General features: G+C 72.3%; 20 protein-coding genes. 8 read left to right on the plus strand and 12 right to left on the minus strand.

Annotation, left to right across the window (positions count from 1 at the left end; genetic code table 11):
- Positions 1-221 precede the first annotated feature (221 nt).
- Genes BJY14_RS18145 through BJY14_RS18175 form a run of 8 tightly spaced genes read right to left on the minus strand, consistent with a single transcriptional unit; the run spans position 222 to position 9790 of the window.
- Positions 222-1664, minus strand: coding sequence for a glycosyltransferase (locus BJY14_RS18145; RefSeq protein WP_179844703.1), 1443 nt, complete (start codon positions 1662-1664; stop codon positions 222-224).
- Positions 1657-2835: a GNAT family N-acetyltransferase gene (locus tag BJY14_RS46555; protein ID WP_218905474.1), complete on the minus strand. Its 1179-nt coding sequence runs from the start codon at positions 2833-2835 to the stop codon at positions 1657-1659. Before BJY14_RS46555 ends, BJY14_RS18145 begins: the two co-directional genes overlap by 8 nt.
- Entirely contained in the window at positions 2832-3575 is a 744-nt protein-coding gene (locus tag BJY14_RS44465; RefSeq protein ID WP_218905476.1) for a YveK family protein, read from the minus strand. Before BJY14_RS44465 ends, BJY14_RS46555 begins: the two co-directional genes overlap by 4 nt.
- Positions 3562-4695 (minus strand): glycosyltransferase, encoded by a 1134-nt coding sequence (locus tag BJY14_RS18155; protein WP_179844705.1) that lies wholly within the window; start codon positions 4693-4695, stop codon positions 3562-3564. The genes BJY14_RS44465 and BJY14_RS18155 overlap by 14 nt, the downstream gene beginning before the upstream one ends.
- On the minus strand, positions 4692-5369 hold the full coding sequence (locus BJY14_RS18160) for a polysaccharide deacetylase family protein (protein ID WP_179844706.1): 678 nt from the start codon (positions 5367-5369) through the stop codon (positions 4692-4694). The genes BJY14_RS18155 and BJY14_RS18160 overlap by 4 nt, the downstream gene beginning before the upstream one ends.
- Positions 5341-7068, minus strand: coding sequence for a lipid II flippase MurJ (locus BJY14_RS18165; protein ID WP_312879296.1), 1728 nt, complete (start codon positions 7066-7068; stop codon positions 5341-5343). Before BJY14_RS18165 ends, BJY14_RS18160 begins: the two co-directional genes overlap by 29 nt.
- The gene (locus BJY14_RS18170; RefSeq protein WP_179844707.1) at positions 7065-8387 is read right to left on the minus strand and encodes an O-antigen ligase family protein; all 1323 of its coding nucleotides are present in this window, start codon (positions 8385-8387) and stop codon (positions 7065-7067) included. The genes BJY14_RS18165 and BJY14_RS18170 overlap by 4 nt, the downstream gene beginning before the upstream one ends.
- Positions 8384-9790 carry an exopolysaccharide biosynthesis polyprenyl glycosylphosphotransferase gene (locus BJY14_RS18175; protein WP_179844708.1) on the minus strand — a complete coding sequence of 469 codons (1407 nt, stop codon included), beginning with the start codon at positions 9788-9790 and terminating at the stop codon, positions 8384-8386. The genes BJY14_RS18170 and BJY14_RS18175 overlap by 4 nt, the downstream gene beginning before the upstream one ends.
- Before the next feature lie 373 nt (positions 9791-10163).
- On the opposite strand from BJY14_RS18175, the gene BJY14_RS18180 reads away from it, so the two are divergent.
- Positions 10164-11381: a L,D-transpeptidase gene (locus tag BJY14_RS18180; RefSeq protein ID WP_246395968.1), complete on the plus strand. Its 1218-nt coding sequence runs from the start codon at positions 10164-10166 to the stop codon at positions 11379-11381.
- Between the two features lie 53 nt (positions 11382-11434).
- Positions 11435-12547: a hypothetical protein gene (locus tag BJY14_RS18185; RefSeq protein ID WP_179844709.1), complete on the plus strand. Its 1113-nt coding sequence runs from the start codon at positions 11435-11437 to the stop codon at positions 12545-12547.
- Positions 12548-12832: 285 nt separating this feature from the next.
- On the opposite strand, the gene BJY14_RS18190 is transcribed toward BJY14_RS18185, so the two are convergent.
- On the minus strand, positions 12833-13156 hold the full coding sequence (locus BJY14_RS18190; protein WP_179844710.1) for an ATP-binding protein: 324 nt from the start codon (positions 13154-13156) through the stop codon (positions 12833-12835).
- A gap of 227 nt (positions 13157-13383) precedes the next feature.
- Here BJY14_RS18190 and BJY14_RS18195 point away from each other — a divergent pair, with 227 nt between their 5' ends.
- From BJY14_RS18195 to BJY14_RS18210, 4 genes are all read left to right on the plus strand, one after another.
- On the plus strand, positions 13384-14193 hold the full coding sequence (locus BJY14_RS18195; RefSeq protein ID WP_179844711.1) for a helix-turn-helix domain-containing protein: 810 nt from the start codon (positions 13384-13386) through the stop codon (positions 14191-14193).
- The gene (locus tag BJY14_RS18200; RefSeq protein WP_179844712.1) at positions 14190-14375 is read left to right on the plus strand and encodes a DUF397 domain-containing protein; all 186 of its coding nucleotides are present in this window, start codon (positions 14190-14192) and stop codon (positions 14373-14375) included. The genes BJY14_RS18195 and BJY14_RS18200 overlap by 4 nt, the downstream gene beginning before the upstream one ends.
- 39 nt (positions 14376-14414) lie before the next feature.
- Positions 14415-14741, plus strand: a complete 327-nt coding sequence (locus BJY14_RS18205) for a DUF397 domain-containing protein (RefSeq protein WP_179844713.1) — start codon at positions 14415-14417, stop codon at positions 14739-14741.
- Positions 14742-15104: 363 nt separating this feature from the next.
- Positions 15105-15680 (plus strand): dihydrofolate reductase family protein, encoded by a 576-nt coding sequence (locus BJY14_RS18210; RefSeq protein WP_179844714.1) that lies wholly within the window; start codon positions 15105-15107, stop codon positions 15678-15680.
- A gap of 256 nt (positions 15681-15936) precedes the next feature.
- Here the strand turns inward: BJY14_RS18210 and BJY14_RS18215 are convergent, their stop codons facing one another.
- The 3 genes from BJY14_RS18215 to BJY14_RS18225 form a co-directional block, all read right to left on the minus strand.
- A complete protein-coding gene (locus BJY14_RS18215) occupies positions 15937-16362 on the minus strand; it encodes a hypothetical protein (protein WP_179844715.1) in 426 nt (141 codons plus the stop codon).
- 263 nt (positions 16363-16625) lie between these two features.
- Entirely contained in the window at positions 16626-17234 is a 609-nt protein-coding gene (locus BJY14_RS18220) for an IS630 family transposase (RefSeq protein ID WP_179844716.1), read from the minus strand.
- Complete coding sequence (locus tag BJY14_RS18225; protein ID WP_179844717.1) at positions 17144-17692, minus strand: winged helix-turn-helix domain-containing protein; 549 nt, start codon at positions 17690-17692, stop codon at positions 17144-17146. The genes BJY14_RS18220 and BJY14_RS18225 overlap by 91 nt, the downstream gene beginning before the upstream one ends.
- 69 nt (positions 17693-17761) lie before the next feature.
- Between BJY14_RS18225 and BJY14_RS18230 the strand changes: the two genes are divergently transcribed.
- Both BJY14_RS18230 and BJY14_RS18235 read left to right on the plus strand, forming a co-directional pair.
- Complete coding sequence (locus BJY14_RS18230) at positions 17762-18022, plus strand: hypothetical protein (RefSeq protein ID WP_179844718.1); 261 nt, start codon at positions 17762-17764, stop codon at positions 18020-18022.
- Between the two features lie 391 nt (positions 18023-18413).
- Positions 18414-18815, plus strand: coding sequence for a hypothetical protein (locus tag BJY14_RS18235; RefSeq protein WP_179844719.1), 402 nt, complete (start codon positions 18414-18416; stop codon positions 18813-18815).
- The last annotated feature ends 35 nt before the right edge of the window (positions 18816-18850 follow it).

Here is an 18850-nt window from a genome sequence, read left to right on the forward strand (position 1 = left end):
GAGCCGTACGGGCTGCGCGAGCAGGCGGAGTTCGCGACCGCGCACGGCAAGCCCTTGTCCTTTCCCGAATGGGGCCTGTTTCGCAATTCCGACAATCCGGCCTATGTCCGGGGGATGCACGACTGGATCATGTCGCACGACGTCGTCTACCAGTCGATCACCGACTACTGCCCGCACGGGGTCTGGTCGTGCGGCGGCGGCAACCCGCGCTCCTCCGCCGCCTACCGGGAGCTGTTCGGTGGCGTGACCGCCCCGCCGCCACCGGGCAAGGGACCGTTCACCCCGACGCCGGCCGCCTCCGCGCCCGCCGTGCCGACGACCCCGGCGGCCCCGGCTTCGGCCGAGCCGGCGCCCTCTCCGCCGACCCCGCCGACACCGCCGGCCCCGCCCACGGCGCCCTCCAGCAAGCCGTCGATCAAGCCGCCCCCGAAGCCTCCCTCGAAGCCTCCCTCGAAGCCGCCCGCCAAGCCGGTGACGCCGCCGTGGACGGCGCCTCCCGCCACCGCCCGCGCGTCCACCAGGGCCTCCGCGGGAGTCTCCCCGAACCCGGCGACGTCGCGGGTGACGGCCGCGAGGAGCGCCACCGTCCGGCCGATGTCGTAGGCGGCGGACGCGGCGGCCGCCGCGCGCCCCTCCCGCTCGGCGATCCCGGGGAACAGCAGCCGCCCGGCCATCTCCTCGGCGAGCGCGCCGGGGTCCTCCATGGGCACCAGCGCGCCCAGCCCCGGGCGGACGACCTCGGTGATGCCCGGGATGTCCGTCCCGACGAGGGGGCGCCCGGTGGCCAGCGCCTCCAGCGCGGTCAGCGGCAGGCCCTCCCACCGGGACGGCAGCACGATGAGGTTGGACGCCGAGAGCCAATCGCGCGGGTCCTCCACGGCGGGGACGAACCGGACCCCGGCCACGCGCTCGCGGCGCAGCCGGTCCAGGTCCTCGCCGTCCCCGACGATGGCGAGCTGGGCGGCCGGGCAGCGCGCGGTGACGCCCGGCCACGCCGCGACCAGGACGTCCTGCCCCTTCTGCCGGGTCAGCCGCCCGATGCACACCGCGAGCGGCACGGCGGCCTCCAGGCCGAGCCGGGTCCGGGCGGCGACGCGCGCGGCGGCGTCGGCGGGCGCGAACCGGCGCCGGTCGACGCCGTTGCGGACGAGCCGGTACGGCCCGCGCACGCCCGCGCGCATGCCCTCGCGCAGCTCGCCGATCCCGACGCAGACGAGGGCGTCGCTCCACCTGGCCCCGACGCGTTCCCACCGGCGGCTGAGGGCGTCCAGCCGCCCGGTGGCGGCGAGCCACGACCAGCCGTGCGGCTGGAAGATCGTGGGCGTGCCGAGGGGGCGGCGCAGCAGCCGCCCGGCCAGGCCCGCCTTCGAGGAGTGCAGGTGGACCACGTCCGGGGCGAATCCCTTCACCAGGCGGCGGAGACTGAGCGCCTCCAGCAGGGTGCGGGGGCCGGGTGCGCGCCCGGCGTCCCAGTTGAGCCAGGGCACCCCCGCCGCCATGCACCGCTCGGGCAGATCGCCGCCCGGCGGGCAGGCGACCGCCACCTCCCAGCCGCGCCGGCGCTGGTCGCCGGCCGCCTGCCCGACGTAGACGGCGACCCCGCCCGCGTTCGGCTGGCTGACGTGCAGGATCCGCAGCGGGGTGCCGTCCCGCGGGTCAGTCATGGAGCAGCGGGGACGGGCTCCCGGACGGTCCGGCGGGCGTCCCCGGCCCGCCGCGCCGCCGCTCCGACAGGTACGCGCGGGTCCGGGCGAGCCCGGCGTAGGCGGTGGCCGCGGCGGTCCGCCCGAGGATGATCCGCTCGTTCCGGACGGGCGTCGGCCGCCACTTCAGCTTGTACGGCTCGTCCCCGCGCAGCAGGCTGACGCTCTGCCGGTGCCGGTCCCGGGCGAGGGCGAGGTCCTCGCGCAGCATCATCAGCGAGACGTCCACGCGGGACCGCAGGTCGGGGAGCGCCCCGTACAGGTAGGCGCCGACGTGGCGGTGCCCGATCAGGACGAGGTCGCCGGCGACGAGCCGGTCGTCCCACCGGTACTGCAGGACGGCGGCGCGCCCGTCGCGGACCATCCCGGCGGCCGCCTCGGCGAGATGGCGGCGGAACCGCTCGCGGGTGTGCTCGGGGTTGATCGGGCGGCCCCGCCACTGCCGGGTGTGCAGGTCGAGCAGCGCGTGCACGGCGTCCGGGACGCGGTCCGCCGGGACGCTCTCGGCCGTGATGCCGCGCACGTCGATCTTGCGGAGCTTGGCGCGCATCTTCCCGGCGGTGCGGCGCGGGAGCCGGTCCAGGACGGCGTCGATGCCCGTCTCGGAGCCGGAGTCGCCGGCGGGCAGTTCGAGGCACACCGACGACGGCGTCCGCCACGCCCGCCGCGGCCACCGCGCCGCCACCAGGTGCGCCGCCGAGCCGGGGCGGACCTCCCGCAGGTCGAGCGCGCACCATCCGCGCTCGTCCAGCAGGGCCCGGGCGAGGTGCCGGACGGCGCCGTCGGCGTAGGCCGGGTCGAGGAGCACGTCGGTGAAGTCGCTCTGGTCCGCGGCGATCGGGACGAGCACGGGGAACCCGTGCCGGACGCCCGCCGCCAGCGGCGCCGCCGCGACGAGCCGGCCGCGGCACCGGACGGTGGCGAGGCGCAGCCGCCCGCGCGTCCCGTACCAGCCCCACCACGACTTGATCCACTCGTAGGTCTGGAAGGGCGTCGCGGCCGGGCTGCGGTCGTAGAGGTCGCGCAGGTCGTCGGCCAGGGCGATGAGGGCCTGTTCTTCCCGGTGCACCTCGGCCGTCCACTCGGCGGAGGCGCCGGGGGCGGCGAGCCGGGAGGGCGCGGTCACGGTCACGACCCCACCTCCACGCGGCCGGTGGGGACGGGACCGGGAAGGGCGGCCGTTCCCGCCGCCGCGGGGAGGCGGCCCCTCTCCCGGCGGCCGGCCCGCCCGCGCCGTCCGCTCATGACGGCGGCGGCGAGCCCGGCGAGCAGGATCCCGGACGCGGTGCCGACGGCGACGCCGAGCGGCAGGTTCGGCGAGGACGGCTCGGCCGGCGGTTCGGCGAGCGTCATCAGCGCGACGCGGACGCCGGTGTCGGAGCGGTGGGACGTCCCGTACCGGACGAGCGCGTCGGCGGCGGCGTTGGCGAACGCGGCGGCCTCGCGGGCCGTCCGGCCGCTGCCCGCGAGCTTGATCAGCGGGGTGTCCGGCGAGGTGGACGCCTGGATGTGCGCGCGGGTGGAGCCGCTCTCCCCGTCCGGCAGCGGGAGCGAGGAGTAGGCGAGGGTCTCCGGGAGCGGCGCGAGCCGCCCGAACGCCTGCGCGAAGCTGACCGCCGCGGGGCCGGACTGGCCCTCCCCGGCGTCCACGACAAGGACGAACGCCGTCGCCGTGTAGGTGGTGGGCGCGAACACGGCGTAGCCGAGCCCGCCGAGGAACCCGGCGAGCACGAACGCGACGGGCAGGCCGAAGCGCCGGGCCGCCGCGATGGACCATCCGCGCAGGCGCCGGGCGGCCGGGCCGAGCCGGCCGGCCCGCCGCACCGATCTCGGCGGTCTCGGCGGCCTCCTCCTGGCGTCACGTCGCTGCATCTTGAGCCCTTTCTCGTATCGGTTCGGCCCCGCCGGCGAACGGGCCGGGGCGGTAGAGCCGGGCGAGCTCGGCGGCCCGCTCGGCGACGGCGTAGCGGGCGACGGCCGGCGGCACCCGCGTCCGGTCGCGGGGTTCGCGCAGGACGCGCGCGAGTTCGGCGGTCCAGGCGCCGGCGTCGGAGGGCAGGCGGCGGGCGTCCGGGGCGTCGCCGGGCGGGAGGCGGTCGAGGGCGGGGCAGGCGGTGTAGCGGACGGGCAGCCCGGCGGCCAGCCCCTCCAGGACGCCGAGCCCGAACGTCTCCTGGACGGACGGCGCGGCGAGCACGTCCATGGCGGCGAGGGCGCCCGCGACGTCCGACGTCGCCCCGGCGAACACCACGCGGCCGGAGACGCCGCGCTCGCGGGCCTGCCGGGCGAGCGCGTCCCGGGCCGGGCCCGCGCCGACGAGCAACAGCCGGACGCCGTCCATCCGCGCGACCGCGTCGACCAGCAGGTCGAACCGCTTGGTCGGGACGAGCCGCCCGAGGCCGCCGACGACGGGCTCGTCCAGGCCGATGCCGAGGCGGCGGCGCGTCGCGGCCCGGCGGGCCGGGTCGAACGCGAACGCGGCGGCGTCGACGCCGTTCGGGATCATGACGATCCGGCCGGGCCGCACGCCCCAGGCGCGGAGCCGGGCGGCGACGGCGGGCGACACCGCGACGGTCGCGGACCCGAGCCGCTCGGTCGCCCGGTACAGGGCCCGGACGCCGCGCGTCGTGGCCCGCCCCTCGATGTGGCCCTCGCCGAGCGAGTGCTCGGTGGCGATGACGCGGGGCGTCCCGGCCATGCGCGCGGCGATCCGGCCGTACACGCACGCCCGGTAGAGATGGGTGTGGACGACGTCGTACCGCCCCCGGCGGATCAGCCGGGCGAGCCGGGGCAGCGCCCCGAGGTCCCGGTTGCCGCGCATGCCGATCTCGTGGACGGGCACGCCCGAGCGGCGGATCTCCGCGCCGAGGGCGCCGGCCCGGGTGAGGGTCGCGACCTCGCACGAGACCGGCAGGTGGCGCAGCAGCAGCGCGAGCTGGCGTTCGGCGCCGCCATGCTCCAGCCCGGTGATGACGTGCAGGACCCGGGTCACACGCGGCTCCTCCGGCGCAGCTCGTGGCGGACGAGCTTGACGCGGAGCCGCAGCGGGCCGTCCCGGTCGCCGACGTAGGTGCGCGGAAGGGCGTGCCGTCCAGGCTCCTCGGGCCGGATGTCGCACGCGTAGTCGTATCCGGCGGCGCGCACGGCCTCGACCTCGCGGGCGGTGGCGTGCCCGTAGGGGTAGGCGAAGCCGGTGACGGGGCCCTCGACGAGGTCCTCCAGGACGGCGCGGCTCTCCTCCAGTTCCTCGCGCAGCTCGGTGTCGTCCGTCTCGGGGAGTGAGACGTGGTGGCGGCCGTGGGAGGCGACCTCCATGCCGACGTCGGCGACGGCGCGGATCTGCTCGGCCGTCATGAGCGGCTTGCGCGGGCCGTCGTCCCAGGCGTTGTAGGTGCCGATCCGCCCGGACACGACGAACACCGTCGCACCGAACCCGTACCGCACCAGCGCGGGGACGGCCCGGGTCGCGAAGTCGGCGTACCCGTCGTCGAAGGTGAGCCCGACCAGGCCGCGGGAACGTCCGGCGGCGTGCGCGTCCAGCAGCTCGCGCATGCCGACGCCGCGCAGGCCGCGCGCCCGCATCCACGCCATCTGCCGCCCGAACCGCGCGGGCGACACCGTCACCAGGTGCGGGTCCTCATCGAAGTGGTCGACCGAGTGGTACATCAGTACCGGCGGCGCGTGCCGTATGCCCTCGGCCGTCCGCCTCGGTCCTGGCAGCTGGGCCGGTTCGGTCGGTTCCGTGAGAGAGGTGGGTTCTGTCGGCTTGCTCACTGCTGTCCCCCGATTCGGTGCGGCCACGCCGGTGGCGCCCACCGAGCGGCCGTGAAGCGATCCATGGAGCAACAAGGTCTGGGCCCGCCAGGACGGCGAGGACGGCGAAGACCGCGGCGACCGCGAGGCCGCCGACCACCGTCCGGACGAGCGCGGGCGTGCCCGGGGCCCCGGCGGCGAGCATCCCCACCGCGCAGGCGCCCGCGGCGCAGGCACCCGCGGCGGCGAGCGCGAGCCGCGACACGTCGGCGGCGATCCGGCGCAGCGGGACGGGCGCGACGCCGCGCCGCAGCCCGGCCAGCATCAGGACGGCGGCGAGGGTGATCCCGGAGGCGTTCGCGGCGGCCAGCGCGAGCGTCCCGGCGGACGCGGCGAACGCGCCGCCGATCGCGGCCGTGGCGGCCAGCCCCACGGCGAGCACGCCCGCCGGGCGCCAGGTCGGCTTCTTCTGCGCGAAGAACGCGCGGGCGGCGAGGCCGACGGTCGTCTGCCCCCACAGGCCGAGCGCGTACACGCGCAGGATGGCCGCGGTGCTCGCGGTGTCGGCGGACGTGAACTCGCCGTGCTCGAACAGCACCCGGATGACGGCCGGCGCGCACGCGACCAGGAACGCGGTCGCGGCCAGCACCATCGCGCTCGCGACGGCGAGGTCCTGCCGGATGCGGCGGGCGACCTGCGCGGTGTCCCCGTCCGCCGACGCGCGGGCGAGCCTCGGGAACGTCACCGTCACGATCAGCAGGGACAGCACCATCGGCACCTGCGCGACCTTCTGCGCGTAGTTCAGGTGCGAGATCGACCCGGCGGCCAGCCCGGCCCCGAGGAACCGCTCCACGAACACCTGCGACTGGCGCGTGACCGTGTAGACGACGATGGGCGCGATGGCCGCCAGCCCGAGCCGCACGTCCACGTTCCCGGACGGCGCCGCGCCCCGTTCCCCGGGCGCGCCCCGCAGGCAGCGCAGGAACGCCGGGAGCTGCACCGCGACCATCAGGAAGCTTCCGCAGGCGACGCCGACCGCCGCGCTGGTTATGCCGACCGCGCCGGACAGGCCCGCGATCAGCGCGAGGATGCCGACGTTGTAGGCGAGGTAGATGGCGGCGGGCGGCCCGAACCGGTGGTGGGCGCGCAGCGTCGCGCTCATGAAGCCCGCGACGCCGAACGTCACGACGGTGACCGCCGTGAGCCGGACGCACTGGACGGCCGGGCCCTGCTCGGCGAGCCCGGGCGCGAGGGCGTCCACCACGGCGGGCGCCGCGACCGCGAGCGCCCCGGCGACCGCCGACAGGCCGAGCACCATGCGGGGCAGGGCCGTGCCGACGAGGGGGCGCAGGCCGTTTCCGCCGGCGAGGAGCCGCGTGACGACGGGGACCATGAGCAGGGCCATGGCGTCCTCGATCAGCAGCGGCGAGACGGTCTCGGGGATCGTCCAGGCGACGAGGAACGCGTCCGTGCTGCCGCTGGCGCCGAACAGGTCCGCCATCACGAGGTCGCGCAGGAACCCCAGCCCGGTGCCCGCGGCGATGAGCACCCCCGACACGATCGCGGCCCGTCCCACCGAACCGGAGGGGAGACGCTCGCTGCGCTCGGTCACGGCGTCCTCCCGGGAAGAGTTGAGGAGGCTTCGACCGACCCGAACGCGCGTGCCGCCGTGAGGCCGAGGATGACGCCGACGAGCGCGCACGTGGGCCCGCCCAGGTCCGCGTACAGGAAGTTGATCAGCAGGAACGCCAGCAGCGCGACGCTCGCGAGCCAGAACGGGTCGCGGGCGTCGCGGCGCGTCCACAGCCCGGCGACGATCGCGGCGAGCAGCGCGGCGAACCCGGCGAGGCCCACCACGCCCTGCTCGGACAGGAACAGCAGGTACTCGTTGTGCGGCGACAGGAGCGGCTGCCGGACGTACCCGTTCACGGGGTCGTCGGTCTCGCTGCCGGACGACAGCTCGATCGTGGCGTAGGTGTCGCGGTAGGCCGGGAAGTTCTTCACCCCGACGCCGGTGACCGGGTGGTCCTCCCAGATCCTGACGGCGGCCGCCCACAGGTTGTACCGGTCGTCCACGGACTGGTCCGGGTGGCTGACCGAGCCCACCGTCGACTTCGCCCGCTCGACGACGGCCTGCGACCCGCCGCCCGCGGCGCCGAGCAGGACGAGCATCAGCGCGCCGCAGCAGGTCAGCACCTTGACGGCCGTCCACCGGTCGAACAGCACCAGGGTGAGGACGGCGGCGGCGCCGAGCGCGATCCACGTCCCGCGGCTGAGCGCCAGCGCCAGCGCGGCGCCGAGGACGGCGATCCCGGCGAGGGCGGCCGGGACGGCGGCGGCACCGTGCCCGGGCGCCGTCAGCGCGAACGCGGTCAGCACGAGGAACGCGAACCCGACGACGATCGACATGGCCATCACGTCGAGCGCGCCGAACGTCCCGACCGCGCGGATGTTCTGGCCGCCCATCGACGCGCCGTTCCCGGTGACCGCCTGCCAGATCCCGTACACCGCCTCCGCGAGGCCGAGGCCGAGCACCGCCCAGCAGACGGTCGCGAGGTCGCGCCGGTCCCGGACGAGCACGACGACGGCGAGCGGCACCAGCACGAAGACCTGGAGGTCGCGGACGAACCCGGCGAGGCTGGTGCCGATGTCGGCCGAGTGCACGGTGCTGATCGCGAGCGCCGCGACCAGCGGCCCGAACGCCGGAAGGGCCCGGCGCGGCATCCGCGCCCGGCCCGTGACCAGCATCCCGACCGCGACGAGCACGAGCACGGCACTGGCGAGGTCCCCCGCGGTGGCCTGCGGGCCGGCCCCGAGGCCCTGCGCGCCGGGCGGGATCCCCGCGCACGCCACGGTCACCGCGATCAGCAGGCTCGGACGCCTCGGCAGCGGCCTGGCCAGGAAGAGGACGGCGGCGGCGTGCGTCGTCATGCGGGGTCCCGGAAGAGCATCGCCCGCGCCGTCAGCAGCAAGATCTTCAGGTCGCCGGTGAACGACCAGTGGTCGATGTAGTGGTTGTCGAGCCTCGCCCGCAGCTCGATGGAGGTGTCGCCCCGGAACCCGTGGATCTGCGCCCAGCCCGTCATCCCGGCCGGGACGCGGTGCCGCGCCGTGTAGCCGGGGCAGGTGCGCGAGAACTGCTCCACGAAGTGGGGCCGCTCCGGGCGCGGCCCGACGAGGCTCATGTCGCCGCGGATGACGTTCCACAGCTGCGGAAGCTCGTCCAGCGACGTGGCGCGCAGGAACCGGCCGACCCGGCCCATCCGCTCGTCGTCCTTGACGGTCCAGCGAGTGTCGGCCTCACGCTCGTCCGCGGGCTTCAGCGTCCGGAACTTCAGCAGGACGAACTCCTCGCCGCCGAGCCCGATCCGCCGCTGCCGGAACAGCACGCCGGGGCCGCCCTCGGCCCGCACGGCGATCGCGCACGCCGCGAGCAGCGGCAGCGCGAGCACAAGGACGAGGGACGCCACCACGACGTCGAGCACGCGCTTGGCGCAGCGGGCCGCAGGGCCCCGCAGACCCCACTCGACCCGCGCGCACGGCAGCCCGGCGAGGTACTCGCGCCGCCCCTGGGCCACCGGGACGACATCCGACGGCGGCTGGACGAGCAGCGTCTCGCAGGGCAGCCCGAACGACATCCGCAGCACCGCGTCCAGCCGGTCGGGCGGCACGTCCTCGGCGACGACGACCAGCGTCTCGATCCCGTGCGCCTCGACGATCGACGGGAGGTCGGCGGTCTCCCCGAGGACCGGCGCCGCGCCCGGAGGCCCCTCCGGATCTCCCGCGGACACCTGCCCGGCCACCGCGAGCCCGAGATCGCCGCGCTCGCGCAGCACGTCGAGCACGTGCGCGGCGGTCCCGCCCGTCCCGACGACCAGCGCGGAGCGGGCCCGGGTGCGGCGGCTCCGGTACGTCCGGACCGTCGCGTTCACGAACCCGCGCGTGCCGAGCTGCACCGTCCCGCACAGGGCCGCCGTCCACAGCCAGGCCGGGGCGTCCGCCCGCAGCAGCGCCGCGATCCCGCAGACGAGCAGCGTGCGGAGAAGGAGCGGCGGCGCGTCGGCGAGCAGGGACGGGGCGCGGCGCGCCCGGTACAGCCCGCCCGCGCCGTTGAGCGCCACGACCGTTAAGGCGGCGAGGCCCGGTAGGGCGCCGCCCCCGGTGAGGGACACGGCGAAGCCCATCGTCCAGCCGTCCAGTACGGCGAGGCCCGCCGGGCACAGCCCGGCCAGAATCCGCGCCCTTCGCGGAGCGACCCGCCGGCCGCCCGCCGATAGGAGTTCCGGAGGGACCGCGCCGGAGTCGACGGAGAAACTCAGCCCCTGGGCTCTCATCGCGCGTCCCCTTCACAGACAAGCACCTTGCGGGGCCGTCGCAGGCGGCCAGGGATCAGCATCGCACCTGGTCAGAACGCAAATCGCCGCTTTTAACCGGGGCCGCCGCAGTCTTGAAGAGAAGATCGACGGGACGTTTCCCACGGCCCCCCGCACGACCGTGGCCTCAGAAAGATCATGCGAAGTGGTCACCGCATGCGAACCTCTGCGAGACCATGGACGTCTATAGGTGAGTCGGACGCCGAGACCGGCCGTCCCGCCTCCGGGCGGGGCGGAATAAAGGCCGTTCCGTATTCGATCTTGTTGCCGGACCCGCGTCGCGCGGGACCCGGCGGGCTGTTGAGGGAGAACGGTGCGAGGTAAGGCGTTGGTGATGGCCCTCGTCCTGGGCCTGGCGACCGCGTGCGGCGGGAGCAGCGGCGGTGGCGACGGCGGCGGCGGGACGACCACGAAGGGGGACGACGGCGCCCCCCAGGTGACGATCGCCCCGGCGAACGGCGACGGCAAGGCACGTCCCGACCAGGGCGTCACCGTGATGGCCGCGGGCGGCAAGCTCGGCGACGTCTCGGTGAAGCTCAAGGGCGTCGACGTCCCCGGCAGCCTGTCGTCCGACAAGACCAAGTGGCGCTCGAACTGGACGCTGCAACCCGGCGGCAGCTACCAGGTGTCGGCCACGGCGACGTCCGACAAGGGCAAGTCCGTCACCGCGACGAGCGCCTTCCGTACCACCCGCTCGACCGCCGCCACCCGCGTGAACAACGTCGTGCCGAGCCAGAACGAGACGGTCGGCACCGGGATGCCGGTCTTCGTGCAGTTCAACAAGGCCGTCCCGGAGAAGGCCAAGCCCGCCATCGAGCGCGCCATCGAGATCTCCTCGACGACGCCCACCGAGGGCGCCTGGCGCTGGCTGAGCGCGGGCGAGTCCTTCAACGGGCTGCCCTCGGTCGTCTTCCGTCCCAAGCACCCGTGGAAGGCGCGCCAGACCGTCACCGTCAAGGTCCACTTCGCCGGCCTGAAGATCGGTGACAACGTCTTCGGCGACCGCGACACGGTCCGCACCTTCAAGATCGGCGACTCCCACGTCGTCAACATCAACGCCAGGACGCACCGCGCCGTCGTGAAGAAGAACGGCCAGACCGTCCGCACCTGGGGCGTCAGCCTCGGCAGCGGCGGCGACGTCCAGGGCGACGGCGTCGACCACCTGCTCACCACCAGCGGCGTCCACCTGACCATGGACCACGTCCGCCTGGAGCGCATGCGCCCGCCCGGCAAGAAGAAGGGCGACCCCGGCTGGTACGACGAGAAGGTCCCGTGGGCGACCCGCATCTCCAACAGCGGCGAGTACATCCACCAGAACATGGACGACCCGACCTGCCTCGGGAACCGCAACTGCAGCCACGGCTGCGTGCGCTCGCCCGCCAACGACGCGCAGTGGTTCTTCCACTGGTCCTACCGGGGCGACCTCGTCACCATCACCGGCACCAAGCGCAGCCTCCAGTGGACGAACGGCTGGGGCTACTGGCAGCTCCCCTTCTCCAAGTGGACCAGCGGCGGCGCCCTCGGCAAGCCCATCACCACCTCCCACGCCTGAGCCGTCCGGGCCACTACCCTTCGTGACCGACAGGTCGCGGAGGGAGTGCCCGGGTGGCGGCGAGGATCATCCTTCACATCGGCGTGCAGAAGTCGGGCACGACGTTCCTGCAACACGTGCTCCAGGCGAACGCCGACGCACTCGTCAAGGCGGGCGTCCGCTACCCCGTCAGCCCTGACTGGGCCCGGGGCAAGCGGACCGTCGCCAACCACGAATGGGCGAGCTACGGCCTGCTGGGAACGGAGTTCCCCTGGGTCTCGCAAGACCGCGCGTCCGAAGAGACCTCCTCCTGGCAGACCCTGCTGGACGACGTGAAGTCGAGGCCCGGCACAGCCCTCCTGTCCGCCGAGGCCCTCTCGGTCATCCGGACCCCCGCGATCCACCGCCTTCTCGACGCGCTGGGCGCCGACGAGGTCGAGGTCGTGATCACGGCCCGCAACCTGGGCTGGGCCCTGCCCTCCCTCTGGCAGCAGCACATCCGCAACGGCCGCTCGGTGAGCTTCGAGCGCTACCTGACCGGCCTGGCCGCCGAGCGCGAGAGGGGCCGGGACCACATCGAGACCGACCGGTCCGCCCACCTGTGGCGAGCGTTCCACCTGGGCGGCCTGGCCCAACGCTGGTCGGACGCAGGCGCCACCCGCGTCAGCGTCGTCACCACCCCCGGCAAACCCCCGCACCTCCTGTGGCAACGCTTCGCCGAGGCGATCGACCTCCCCTCCTTCGCCGAGCCGCCCACCATGCCCACCGACCGCGCCCACACGGGCCTGACGGCCCCGGAGACACTGGTCCTGTCGTCCATGAACGCGGCCATACGCCAGACGTCCTGGAGCGGCCAGAACGCCGACCTGATCCGCCAGGCCGTCACGGCCCGCTTCCAGTCACGTGCCAAGCGCGGCAACAAGGTCGCCGCCCCACCCGAATGGCAGGCCCGCCTAGCTGAATGGGCCGAAGAAGACCTGGCCACCCTCCAGAACACCCCGGCGCACATAGTCGGCGACCTCGAGGACCTGCGCCACGACCCGTCCACGGAACCGGCAGCCCCGCCGACCCCCGAGGAGATAGCCCAGGCCGGCGCCGAAGCAGCCCTGGCCCTGGCAGCGGTGGCCCTCCAGGAAACCCTGATCCAACGCAACATCCGCCGCCTACGCCACCGCCTCACCACGTAGCCGGAAACAACCGCCCTTTCAGAACAGAGTCGACCCGCTCCGCCGCAGCCTTGGCGTCCCCGCAAGGAAAGAGGACGCGCCCGCGCTGGACGTCCTGGTAAACCCACGCACCGCCAACGGCCCGTGCCCTCACGACCACGCCCACGTCTTCCGCGACCCCACTCGCGTACACCCAGAGGAGCGGCGTAGGGAACTCGCGCCCATAGAGCTTCACGCACCGCCACCCGAGCGCCCCGACCGCAAGCGCCAGCAGATCCAGATACCGGACGGCCCTGCGCCTCCGCCTCAGCACGAGACCCTCGCCCACACCCACTTGCCGGGCGCGGTCCCGGTCACCCCGCACGCGGACGCCAGCGCCTGCACAAGCGGCAACCCCCACCCGCCGGTCCCGTCGTCATACCCGTCGTCTAGCGCCCGAGCGTCCGCCCCGATGTCCCCCGGCCCCATCAGCGGCCGAGTCACCGGCCTCTCCTCAGCCGGATCCCACACGGCCACCAGAACGCCCCGAACCTCTCGCACGCACCTGACCCGGATCTCCCGCTCCCCCGCGACCCGCACGGCATTGGTGACGAGCTCCGCGACGATCAGCAGAACGCTGTCAGCCACCACCCCGAGCCTCCATTCCGAAAGCCGCAACCCGACCCCCGTCGGCACCATCCCCGGCACGGTCCGGTCAGCCAGACAAGAAATGTCCACCTCACCCGCATCCACGGCATCTAACGCCATTTCCACCACCCTCTTTTCACTGGCTTGTCGAGACAACAGTGGGATCCCCGGGTTATTTTGGCCACACTTTCACCGGCACCGAAAACAAACGATCTCCGGGAGGATCAGCAATGGAAAGCCACGACTCTCTCGATCCGCGATCATCACTCTGGGACCTCGTGGCCGTTCAGCTGCGACTTCTCCGCCTGCACCATGGTTGGACGTGCCAGCAGGTCGGGGAGGTGGCGAACGCCTCCCGGTCGCATGTTTCAAATTGGGAGGCGGGCCGCCGGCGACCTCACCAGGCCAACCTTGCTCCGCTGGACGAGGCATGGAGGACGGCAGGATTACTGACATCTCTAGCCGAACACGCCAAGGACGGCCACGACCGCCCACGCGTAGGCGCCTTCCTGCAGTACGAGCGCGACGCCACGTCCATCAGGAACTACACATCCGACGTCGTGTTCGGTCTGCTCCAGAGCGAGAGTTATGCTCGCGCGTTGTTCCGAAGAGGCGGCGTGGTTGAGGACGTCGAGAGCGCCGTGAAAGATCGCCTACAGCGGCAGGAACGCCTGTACGAGGCGAACCCACCCCACCTCTGGGTGATACTCGCGCAAACGGTCCTGTGGTGGCAGGTGGGTGGGCCAGAAGTGATGTCCGGTCAACTTTCCCACCTGCTCCGAATGATGGAGTTCGAGCATGTAAGCCTGCGCATCTTTCCCGTTTCAGCAGGATGGCCGGGAGTGAGTGGCTCGCTCAGCCTCATGACCACGCGAGACTCCGAGGTCGCTTACCTGGAGTCGGGACGCATGGGGCGGCTGGTCGAACGCCCTCCGGAAATCCGAGAGTTCGGCGTAAGCTATGACCGAATTGGGGCGCTTGCGCTTCCGGAGGACCAGTCGAGGACGCTGATCAAGCACATGCTAGGACTGATGAAATGATCACTTGGCGCAAGTCCACTCACAGCGACGAGACCGGCGGCCAGTGTGTTGAACTGGCCGCGCTCCCCCACGCGGTCGCCATCAGGGACAGCAAAGCCCCCGACGCAGGCCACCTCACCCTCACCCCCCACGCCTTCGCCGACCTCCTCACCCGCGCCAAACTGGACAGACTCCCACACTGACCCAGTCGCCTGCGGACACGGAACGAGGTAGGAGACGCTGTGACGGAAGACCGCCCCGTGTGGCGCAAGAGCAGCCAAAGCACCCAGGGAACTTCCGAGCAGTGCGTGGAAGTCGCCCGTCTTCCCTGGCGCAAATCCACACATAGCGACGAGACTGGGGGCCACTGCGTGGAACTCGCCCTGTTTCCATGGCGCAGATCCACTCGCAGCGACGAAACCGGCGGCCAGTGCGTCGAGCTGGCCGCCTTTCCCCACGCGATCGCCATCAGGGACAGCAAAGCCCCCGACGCAGGCCACCTCACCCTCACCCCCCGCGCCTTCGCCGTCCTCCTCAGCCGGGCCAAGCGAGACACCCTGCCGCGTTGAACATCGGGATGATGCTGGAACCCGACGGTCCCGACCTGGAGTTCCCACGCCCGAGACCGCACATCCGCACCTCGCATCCTGGCCTTGAACGGCCAATTAGAGCCCGACCCGATGACCTTCGCGGTCTCCTCCACCCTGGCCCTGCCGGTCCGCTGGCCCTTCACCTCCAAGCCGAGCTCGTCGAGGCGGCAGGGCGCGCCGAGAGCTACACCCTCGATCCGCAAGAGCCCGGAAGAGTCCGCAAGAGCCCGGAAGATTTTCGAAAGAAATCCGGGAGGCGTGTCGGGTTGGGGCGGTGGTGTTCGTAGCAGGGGTGAGGCCGCCGCAAGGCGCGGCGCGACCGACTTCCCGCAGGGAGACACCGTGACTGCCACGTACACCTTCGACATCTTCTCCACGCTCGACGGCTTCGCCAACCACGAGGGCGACTGGGGCGGCTACTGGGGCAAGCAGGGCCCCGAATTCCTTGCGCACCGCGCCGCCGCCTACCGCGACCCGCTGCGCATGGTGCTCGGGGCCAACACCTACACGTCGAACGCGCCGTTCCTCGCCGCAGGCTTCGATCGCAGCCTGTTCGACGGGTGGATCACGCGCATGTTCGATTCCCCGGTCACGGTGCTTTCCAGCCGGCTGACCGAGCCGCTGAACTGGCCGGACACGACCATCGAGTCCGGCGATCCCGTCGAGGTGGTAACGCGCCTCAAGGCCGAATCCGACGTGCCGCTGCGCTCCCATGGCAGCCTGAAACTCAACCGGGCGCTGCTGAACGCCGGCCTGATCGACACCATCGAGGTGACGGTCTTCCCAGTCATCTCCGGAGCGACGGGTGTTGACCGGATCTTCGACGGTGCGGACGACTTCGACCTGGAGCTGCTCGACGCCCGGACTTTTGACGCCCACACGCAGGTGCTGACCTATCGGCCGACCCGGCACGGTTGATCGGCTACAGGGGGCCGATGAGCTGATCGATTCCGTAAGAGGATCGGGCGCTGGAGGCCGGTGGCGGGGCGCGACCGTGCTGGGGTTCCGCCTGGAACACCCGCGCGGAGGGCCGCCCCCCATCCGCCCCGGGGCTCGCTCAGACCGGTGTTTGCCTGATGTCGGTCTGACCACCCCGGGTGGCGTGGTGGTCGTCAAACCGATCGGGCGGCCAGGAACTAAGTCCTGGCCGCCTGTAGGTGTCGGTTCTCCGGCCTCACTTCTGTGAAGCGCCACCGGAGGACTTGGAGTTCTGCCCCTGTGGGGCCACTGTTCCCGCGGCGCGGACGGTGCCGCCGCTGCGGGCGACAGAGTCGGCGAGGACGCCCGCGAAGCAGGCCAGGCCGATGCCGAAGGCGATGGCAGTCCCGTCATGACCGAGGGCGAACTGGTAGGCGCCATTGCCGAGCAACGCGATGCCGACCACCAGGGCGGAGTAGAAGGCGGTCTTGCCGAAGAAGACGATGAACGCGCTGGCGATGACGGCGCACAAGGCGCCGGCGGCACCGCCCACCATGACGACCGCTGCGACTTCCTGCCCGTAGATGTCGCCGGCCATGGAGACGACCAGGACCAAGCTGCCCACCACACCGCCAATGAGCGCGGCGACGAGGACGGTGAGAAGGTTCGTGAGACCCTTCATGATTCTCTCCTGCTTTAGATTTTTCCCGCTTTCTCACACGGGCTCGGAAGAGACCGTACAGAACACGACCGCGTCGACGGGAATCGGCGGCACGAAGTCTGATCGCCGGCCATTCCTGGAACGGGATCTCCTCGCCACCGCCGAGACCGAGCGGGATCAGACGGCCCGGAGTTGATCCGGGCTCCGCGTGTGGACGCGCGTGCATTACCGTCCAGGCGTGATCACCTCGCCGTCCTTCGCCTAGAGAGCTTTAAGAGTTGGGGTTACCAGAGTGGTAGGTGGGTGTGGGCGAGGAGGCCGTTGAGTAGGGCGGGCCGGTGCTGGATGCGTTTCAGGCGGGTCTTGATGAGCGTGATGAGCTGGTCGATGGTGTGCTTGACGAGGTTGGCCAGGGACCGTTTCAGGTGTGCCCAGACGCCTTCGACGGGGTTGAGTTCGGGGGCGTAGGGCGGCAGGTAGAAGACGGTGAGCCAGTCCCGGGCGGCCAGGTAGCGGCGCATCCGGGCCGAGCGGTGAGTGTTGAGGTTGTCCCACACGAGGACGATCGGTCCGCCGAGTTGCTGGTGAGCGGCGTCCAGTAAGCGGATGTAGTCGCCTTCGTCGAACCCCTTCTTCTCGTCTTTACGGCCGTGGTAGGCGTGCGCCCGGTAGATCAGCCGGGGCCGCCGGCCGGGTTTGACGGCCACCAGTGCGGCCAGCGAGACCCGGTGGGTGCCACGGGCGGTGACACGCACCACCGGTGTGCGTCCGCGTCGTCCCCAGGTGGTGCCTTTGGGCGGCCTCAGCCCCTGGCCGGCTTCGTCCTCGAAGCAGATCCAGGCGCCCAGGTCCGCCGCGGTGTTTCCACCGTTGGCCACACCTCCGCCCGCCACCGGTCGATCTTGCCCTCGTCGCGCTCGGCGGCGCGGCGGGAGGGTGCCTGCACGCTCCACCCGATCCGGTGCAGCAGCACATCCACACCGGCCAGGGTGTAGGAGACCGCGAACAACTCCCAGATCACCTCGGCTATCCGCGCGAGCGTCCACCGCTGGTCCTCGGTCCAGCCGTGCGCGGCCGGACCGGCCTCCAACGCCTCCTCCAGGAGCTTCACCTGGTGGTGGGTCAGCTTGCATTTCGCGCCACTGGCGCCCTTGGAGGCCAGCGCCGCCGTCCCTCCGGTCTGCCAGGCCCGCCGCCACCGGTTCACCGACATCCGCGACACCCGGAACCGGCGCCCGATCTGCGCATCGGACAGGCAGCCCTGCTCGAAGAGCCCGGCCACCTCTCGCCGCAGCGCCTCCCGCCGCGCCCGCTCCGCAGCGGTCAACCCGCCGCCCTCGCCATACCGCATCCACCAGAGGTAACCCGCCCCCACCCCGCAGGCCAGTCACCGCAAGGACACAGTCGGTAACTCTAACTATTGAAGCTCTCTAGCTGGAAGGCCTGCTCGGGAGCCGCACCCGACGATCCTCGGCTGGTCGAGCTGCACCGGGCCCACGGTCTGCGTCCACCGCCGATGTTCCCCACCAGGGACGGCTGGGACGGCATGGGCGTCCCCGAGCACGGCTGGGAGATGTCCTACAAGGCCACCGTGAGGATCCCCGGCCGCTACACATATGACGAACCGGCCGTGGAGATCAGCCCCAACTGCGGAAAGCGAACTCTCCGCAAGAGCGCCTGATCCACCACGCCAACGGCGTCACCGTCACCAAGGCTTCGCCACCGAGCGCCACCGCGCCTGCGCGCCTGCGGTGATCGCGATCGTCCCGCGTCCCGACGAGAGGGCTGATCATCGCCGCTCGTGCTCTCCGTGCGGGAGGGGGATCACATGCCACACGTCCCAGGAGGGCGCGGCCGGAGCATCGCCGTAGATGCGGCAGGCTCCTGAGCATCCTGAGAAGGAGTGGTGTCGTCCTGCCTGCCGCGTCCACCGCGCGGCCGACGGTGGTGACGCCCGCGACAGACCAACAAGATCAAACCACGCATATTGCGCCATATGCTGACCTGCACAGACTTTGTTCAGCGGGATCGACCGGGGTGACGGGACAGCGATGCCTACTCACGAGTGGACCATGGCCAATGACGAGTACGGCTCGCGTCCCCGCCCGAGGCGGAAGACCTTCCTGATCATCGCCTTGGGTTTGCCGGGGCTCCTAGGACTGCTCGCCGTGCTCTACTCGATCGGTGCGCTGGAAGGGAACACCCCGTCCCTTGGCCCGAAGAACTACAGGGCCAACGTCGATTGCCAGGTGAATGCGGCCGGATCGCAGGGCACGGTGACGATCAGCGGCACGATCACAGGCGACGCGACGCGCTACTCGGTCACCGTCGAGGTTCTGGACGCGGCCTCTCATCAGCGGGTCGGCCTGCAAACCTTCGAGGTTCGAGGCACGAAGACCTTCGGAGGAACCTCCGCGGCGCAGACTCCGATCGGGCCCGCAGGCATCGAATGCAAGATCACCAAGGTCGCCTGAGACGCCGCCTCGTTCGGCGAGACGGCGGTGGCAGG

Source organism: Actinomadura luteofluorescens (assembly GCF_013409365.1).
Lineage (GTDB): Bacteria > Actinomycetota > Actinomycetes > Streptosporangiales > Streptosporangiaceae > Spirillospora > Spirillospora luteofluorescens.